The following is a 6,647-nucleotide window of genomic DNA, read 5'->3' as shown; positions in this document are numbered from 1 at the left end:
TAACAGAAGTGGAAAAGTAGAAATTTCCACCTGTGCGAGAAAGTTGGCTAACTTAACAGAAGTGGAAAAGTAGAAATTTCCACCTGTGCGAGAAAGTTTATTCAAAAAACCTCAAATATTACATTTATGTTACAAATTCAAAATGGGTATATTTAAGGCTGTATTTATAAAAAAGGCTTAAAAACCATTACAAATAATGATTTAAACATAGTTCTACTTATGTTAAAATCTGAAATATACAAAAGTGGAAAATTGTTAGGTGGAAATGTGTTTGAAAATACACATAAAGAGGAGAAACGAGATGGCTGCTAAAACAATTGTAGTTGGAAACTTTAAAGGTGGCGTAGGTAAAACAAAAGTGGCTGTCATGGCTTCATGGGAACTTGCTTATGAATTTAACAAAAAGGTCCTTTTAATCGATATGGATCCGCAAGCTAACGCGACTACCATTGTGGCTCGATCCTCTGGTATAGGAGACATAAATGCTACCATATTTGAAGGATTCAAAAATGGAGATTTATCGAACACAATAGTAAAAATGCATGAGAATTTAGATTTGATTCCAGCCCACGTGACTTTTAAAAATTTGCCTAAATTCTTATATTCTAAATTTAAAAAAGACATTGATCAAATTACATATTTGAAAAAACTGTTGGAGCCAATAAAAAATAAATATGATTACATTTTTATTGATGTACCTCCAACGATTAGTGACTATTCGGATAATGCAATGATGGCAGCTGATTACGTTTTGATTATCCTTCAGGCACAGGAGTTATCTCTTGAAGGAGCAGAAACATATGTATCTTATCTGCAATTTATGGCAGATGAATACGATGCGGATATTCAAGTAGTCGGTGTTCTGCCAGTGTTGTTGCGGGCAGGAGGTCGCGTAGATCAGTCTACAGTTATGAGAGCGCAAGAAATATTCGGTGAAGATAATGTATATGAGAATTACGTAAAGCATCTTGAACGTTTAAAAGCATGGGATATAACGGGTATTGCAAATCAAGATCAGCATGATAAGAGAGCCCACCAGACCTTTATTAAAGTAGTGGAGGAAATGTTGAAAAACATCGAACGACTTGAAAATATGAAGCATTATGAAGAGGAGGGGGCAGTAGGTGAGTAATAGCGAAAATATTAAAGGTCCTTTAATTAAAACCAAGAATAAAAAGCAAAACGGAATACCAAGACCAGAGCCTATCCAATTTAACCAAACGAAAGATCCATTTAAGTATCAGGAACCCTCTTCAAAAGAGCAGGAGATGAAACTAAAAACAGCTGACATTGCAGTTCCTGGTAAACACCCAAAAGAAATTAAAAATATGGATGCGGCGTCCGATGAGGAAAAAGTAGTAAAAAGAGCAGTTGTAGGAAAAAATAATGCTGTGAAATCTATTAAAGTTCCTGCAGAATTGCATATAAAAATAAATGTATTAGGAAAGTTTATGGATGAAACGAAGACGTACGCTATTCTAGATGAATTAATAAAAAATTATGTCGCGGATAAGTTAACTGAACGTCAAAAAAAGCAGTTTGAATATATGAGTGAATTTTTGATCAAAACTTAATGTAAGGGTGAAAATAAGAATGATCTCCCGTCGTCTGAATGTTGATGACGGGAGTTTTATTGTTTTACGAAAGAATTCCAGTGATGAAAGACGAGAAAAATAAGTGAAGCATTAGAAATTGGGTATAAAAAATTCAACAAACGTTAGGGACTTTTCTGCTTGTTTATTGAATTTCCTACAGTGAAGCCCAATGGCCTTTAATAAGTGCGCCTTATCATAATAGACATTTTCATAAATGATATCCTGTAAACTGGCATCTCAACGTTGTCGAGTTTTTTTATAATGAATAGTTCTGTCCAGTATTTTCTGATTGAACGGGATCTACTTCTTCTTTGTTTTGTTGTGAAAAATAATTTTCAATAATCTGGCTGCTGATTACCTGCATACTTGTACCTTGCTCATCCGCTAGTTCTTTAATCTTCTTTTTAATTTCGTAAGGAAGGTGAATGGATAAGTTTTTTTCGCTAGATTCAATTCTGATGTGCTGATGATTTGCGGTTATATATCCATCTTCTATGTTATTTTCAAGAAGATGGCCGATTGATTCTGCTGATTCTGTATCTGTTAAAACAGCGTCTTTCATATAAATAGTGAGCTTTTGCTTATCCTCGTGAATCTCCATATAGAGGTTAGAAATAGCGCATTGTTTGTATAGAACATCGATGAATTTCCTAGTGAGAGAATAGTGTAGCGGTAGGCTTATTTTCGCGTATCCAGGTGTGCCTGTTCGTTTTCCGAATGAAACCTCATAATCCGAGGTTAACTCATGTTTAAAAATGCCTTCCTCGTATCCCATCTCCAGTCCTGTCAAAGGAATAAAAAAGCCCCATTTGCCTGAATCATAGCGGATTAGACGTGCTTCATTAATAGAAGGAGATGAAAAGCGCTGATAAAAAGCCTGTTTGTTTTTCCGATCATAAAATGTGCGCTGCTTCAGTCGGTCATCTAATAGTCGATCCCGATATGCTGTTTTAAAAGTATCGAGATCCAATCTTTGGATAAAGGTTACACTTTTATTTCTCCATGTTTGTTTTTGAAAGGGAATTAGATGTTCATCTAAGTATGATTGCAAAATAGATCGTGTGATCTTTAGATAGTCAGCCGATTCACTCATCGTCATTCCGGGCATATCATCCGCTAGTTCTTCTTTTAACTTCTCAACTGCTTCTTTTTTAAACAGCTTGCCGCGATGTCCACCCCAATGGTCTTCAATAGGTGTCAATTTTCCGTCGCGGATATATTTATGAATGGTCGCGGTCGCTTTATCTAAAATAGCGGCCGCTTCTTTTGTTGTGTAGTAATCTGGCTTATTCATCTTCAGTATTCCTTTCTGTTAATTGATATCTAATATTTTATACAATGACTTTTTATTATGCTTTTTTAAGCGAGGGAATTTTTTTTAAAAAATAATAAATATTTATTTTGTATATATCATAGTACATATTCTATTATATAACAAAAATAAATCATTAAAATAATAGTTATTAATATAAAAATGATTTAAAAATTAAATAATATAAATAAATCAACAAAGCAATGATTTTTTGACGTTAATGTTTATTATTAAAGTCAAAAATCATTTTATTTAAAAGATCTAATAAAATTTAATTTTTATCTTATAAAGAAAAAGTTATAATGAGTACATCTATTTTAAATAATTAAATGTTTTTTTAAGGAGGAAATAAACTTGGGCGAATTAATAAGTAAAAACGAATTATCATTACTTTTTCCGGAAAATCCGCAGCAAGTTGTGTTAGATCTCCATGAAAAAAAAGATCGGGCTGAAAAAGAAGGGAAGCCCATTTTTGTTTACTTTAATGACAAAGAAATGCTTCATTACTATTTGTATCGGGATACAAATTTAAATGAATTGGCTAATCGATCCATGCGTACGATTGTGGAATATGAAAAAGAGCTGCGTATGATGATACGGCAGCTACTGGAATATTCGGGTGAAATTAATTTGGACCTTGATATTGTCGAAGGATCATTATTTAAAAGCATGGGGGAACGGCATATGCGCCGATATCAAAGATGGGTGGCGGAAGAGAGTCCTCACGTGAAAAAGCGCGGCCAGTATTCAGTTGCCACGCTGGATCGTAAAACAGTGATTTGGAAAAGCTTTTTCATGTTTCTACATCGGAGCGGCTACATTGAAAAGCCCATCCATGAAGGACTATTGGCGGCAACAGTAAGAACAGATGACAGGCCCAATCGCGACCTCGGACCAGGTGAAGTGATACAGCTGCTCGATTATTTTGATGGGCGCCAGCAGTATATTGTCTTTTCGATTATTCATGTTCTGGTCGCAACCGGTATGAGGAATGAAGAACTTTGCAAATTAAAACTATCTGATGTGAAGTATGATAGCATACTCGGAAATTACTATTTAAAAGTTACAGGGAAAGGGAACAAAGTACGTGAGATTCCGCTCAAACCAAAAGTAATGGACAGCATTATCCTTTATCGCGAAGCCCGCTTTATTCCGGAAAAATTTCCGAATACAAGTGATGAGCCACTGTTTCTGACAAGTACAGGTCGGGCGTTTTCACCGGATGGCTTGGCACATTATTTACAAAGAGTATTTAAAAAAGTGGAACTTCCATTTGTTCATGCACGACAGACAAGAATCACCGCACACGTATTTCGCCATAGCTTTGCCATTATTTCGTATCTCAATAAAGTGGATATTTTTGCGATTATGAAGGCGTTGGGGCATGAAAATATTAACACGACAATGATTTATTTACAGCGTATTATGGACAGAGAACAACACGCGATTCATAAATGGGATGATGGCACATTAGGGAGATATATATAATAGAAGAAACACGTTAAAAAAGGAGTATTTGCCAGACAGGCAAATGCTTTATCAAGAGAAATAAGAGAACTTTTATGGATTTCCCTTTACTCTAGGTTTATACATGTATATTTTTGGGAATTCATTGTATAAGAGGTATAATGCCCATTCCCTCTGATGATGGATTAGTCATTAATTTTATCGTTTTCCGAAAGAAGACTCCCTCTTCAAGCGTGTGAAGGGTGTAGCCTAACGGGAAGGGAGAGATGAATTTCGGTTAGGCGATAGCCTAAAGATGTTTCTTTTTTAGAATAGGATATAATCAGTCCTAGTGAGTAAAAGGACTGATGTAACAATGAAAGTAGACAGTCATAACCATTCAGTATTCTAAATGTATTATCATCTTGTTTCGGTTGTGAAATATCAAAGGAAAGTCATTGATACCCCTATTTCTGAGTTTGCCTTCTTACGACAGGAGGTCCACCTATTGAACTTGTAAAAAATACATCAAAAACCAGGGTATAAAGTGAGGTGAAAAGCAATGCTTGTAAACAAAGCTTACAAATTCCGAATCTTTCCAAACAATAAACAAGAAGTCCTGATTGCCAAAACCATTGGTTGTTCTCGCTTTGTCTTCAATCACTTCCTTTCGGAATGGAACAATGCTTACAAGGAAACAGGAAAAGGATTAACCTATAATACCTGTTCAGCTCAACTAACCAAACTCAAAAAAGAGTTGTTGTGGTTAAAAGAAGTGGACAGTATTGCCATTCAATCCTCTTTAAAAAACCTTGCAGGTGCTTATGCTCGTTTTTTTAAGAAACAAAACGAAGCGCCCTGTTTCAAAAGCAAAAAAAACAATGTTCAGTCCTACACGACCAAACATACAAACGGGAATATTGCGATTGTAGGCAGCAAAATCAAATTACCGAAACTCGGTCTCGTTCGTTTTGCTAAAAGTCGTGAAGTGAATGGACGTATTCTGAACGCTACTGTTAGACGAAATCCAAGTGGCAAATACTTTGTTTCTGTTCTTGTTGAGACAGAGGTATATGAATGGCCAAAAACCAACCGTTCTTGTGGGGTGGATGTAGGATTAAAAGACTTTGCCATTCTTTCAGATGGCTCTATCTATCGTAATCCTACCTTCTTCCGCACATTAGGGAAGACGTTAGCGAAAGAACAACGCATTCTTTCAAGACGTGAAAAAGGTGGTTCTAATTGGCATAAACAACGCATTAAGGTAGCTCGTATGCACGAAAGAATCACGAATGCTAGAAATGATTACTTGCATAAAATCTCTACTGAAATCATCAAAAACCACGATGTAATCGGTATTGAAGATTTGCAAGTGAGCAATATGCTAAAAAATCACAAATTGGCAAAAGCCATCAGTGAAGTATCGTGGTCGCAATTCAGAACAATGCTTGAGTACAAAGCAAAGTGGTATGGAAAACAAGTGATTCCTGTATCCAAAACCTTTGCTTCCAGTCAATTATGTTCTTGCTGTGGCTATCAAAACAAAGACGTTAAAAATCTCAACTTGCGTGAATGGGATTGCCCATCTTGTCAAACCCATCATCATCGTGATATTAACGCAGGAATCAATCTAATGAACGAAGCCATAAGACTTCTAACCGCAGGAACTGTGGGGTTAGCCTAATCAATTAGAAACCGATAGGTTTCCGTACTTAGGAATCCCCGACTTCAACGAAAGTGATTTTCTTTCATAAGTGGCGGGTAGTTCAAGAAGTTAGAATGACAAGTGATTTATATGGCAAGCGAATTAAATGACTTTAAATTTTTATTGACTATTTATTTAAATGCATGATATAGTAATAAACGTTGCTTATTTAAGTGAATTCCAAGAAATTTTCTCTTGAAATGAATAAAGATTATTGTTAAATAATACTTTTATCAAATATTATTGACCTAGTGTCTTAAAAGATGTTATATTGGTTGTCCGCTGCTATATTATAGCGACTTTAGTATAATGGAAGGGAATTTCCTGTGGAATAGATACTTTCTGGGAATAGTAATTAACGAAAAATACTATTGACTTCTGAAATGTTAAATGGTATGATTAATTAGCTGTCGTTGATAACGGCGATTGAAATTGATCTTTGAAAACTGAACAAAATAAACGCCAAAGTTAATTTTTAACATGTTTTATTTATGAGCAAGTCAAACACTTTTTGGAGAGTTTGATCCTGGCTCAGGACGAACGCTGGCGGCGTGCCTAATACATGCAAGTCGAGCGGATCTAAAGGAGC

Annotated in this window: 5 protein-coding genes, 1 rRNA gene and 1 pseudogene; 6 read left to right on the top strand and 1 reads right to left on the bottom strand. The window is 35.4% G+C overall.

Annotation, left to right across the window (positions count from 1 at the left end; all coding sequences use genetic code 11):
* Nucleotides 1–301: 301 nt before the first annotated feature.
* On the top strand, nucleotides 302–1,132 hold the full coding sequence (locus tag A3M5_RS0120710; protein ID WP_018395686.1) for an AAA family ATPase: 831 nt from the start codon (nucleotides 302–304) through the stop codon (nucleotides 1,130–1,132).
* A complete protein-coding gene (locus A3M5_RS23400) occupies nucleotides 1,125–1,574 on the top strand; it encodes a hypothetical protein (protein WP_018395685.1) in 450 nt (149 codons plus the stop codon). Before A3M5_RS0120710 ends, A3M5_RS23400 begins: the two co-directional genes overlap by 8 nt.
* 277 nt (nucleotides 1,575–1,851) lie before the next feature.
* Here A3M5_RS23400 and A3M5_RS0120700 read toward each other — a convergent pair whose 3' ends face one another.
* On the bottom strand, nucleotides 1,852–2,889 hold the full coding sequence (locus A3M5_RS0120700; RefSeq protein WP_018395684.1) for a helix-turn-helix domain-containing protein: 1,038 nt from the start codon (nucleotides 2,887–2,889) through the stop codon (nucleotides 1,852–1,854).
* Between the two features lie 372 nt (nucleotides 2,890–3,261).
* On the opposite strand from A3M5_RS0120700, the gene A3M5_RS0120695 reads away from it, so the two are divergent.
* From A3M5_RS0120695 to A3M5_RS0120685, 4 genes and pseudogenes are all read left to right on the top strand, one after another.
* Entirely contained in the window at nucleotides 3,262–4,395 is a 1,134-nt protein-coding gene (locus tag A3M5_RS0120695) for a tyrosine-type recombinase/integrase (RefSeq protein WP_018395683.1), read from the top strand.
* Nucleotides 4,396–4,765: 370 nt separating this feature from the next.
* Nucleotides 4,766–4,837, top strand: a pseudogene (locus tag A3M5_RS26285) (IS200/IS605 family transposase); the annotation flags it as partial.
* 78 nt (nucleotides 4,838–4,915) lie between these two features.
* Complete coding sequence (tnpB, locus tag A3M5_RS0120690) at nucleotides 4,916–6,037, top strand: IS200/IS605 family element RNA-guided endonuclease TnpB (protein WP_018395682.1); 1,122 nt, start codon at nucleotides 4,916–4,918, stop codon at nucleotides 6,035–6,037.
* 529 nt (nucleotides 6,038–6,566) lie between these two features.
* Nucleotides 6,567–6,647, top strand: a 16S ribosomal RNA gene (locus A3M5_RS0120685); the annotation flags it as partial.

Source organism: Bacillus sp. 37MA, from assembly GCF_000372765.1.
GTDB classification, from domain to species: Bacteria; Bacillota; Bacilli; order Bacillales; family Domibacillaceae; genus Domibacillus; species Domibacillus aminovorans.
Note: the sequence above shows the minus strand (reverse complement) of the source record. Positions and strands in the feature narration are given on the sequence as shown.

Excerpts from the sequence above, each read along its gene's own strand:
- A3M5_RS0120700 (WP_018395684.1), bottom strand. The coding sequence starts at position 2,889 with ATGAATAAGCCAGATTACTACACAACAAAAGAAGCGGCCGCTATTTTA.
- tnpB (WP_018395682.1), top strand. The coding sequence starts at position 4,916 with ATGCTTGTAAACAAAGCTTACAAATTCCGAATCTTTCCAAACAATAAA.
- A3M5_RS0120710 (WP_018395686.1), top strand. The coding sequence starts at position 302 with ATGGCTGCTAAAACAATTGTAGTTGGAAACTTTAAAGGTGGCGTAGGT.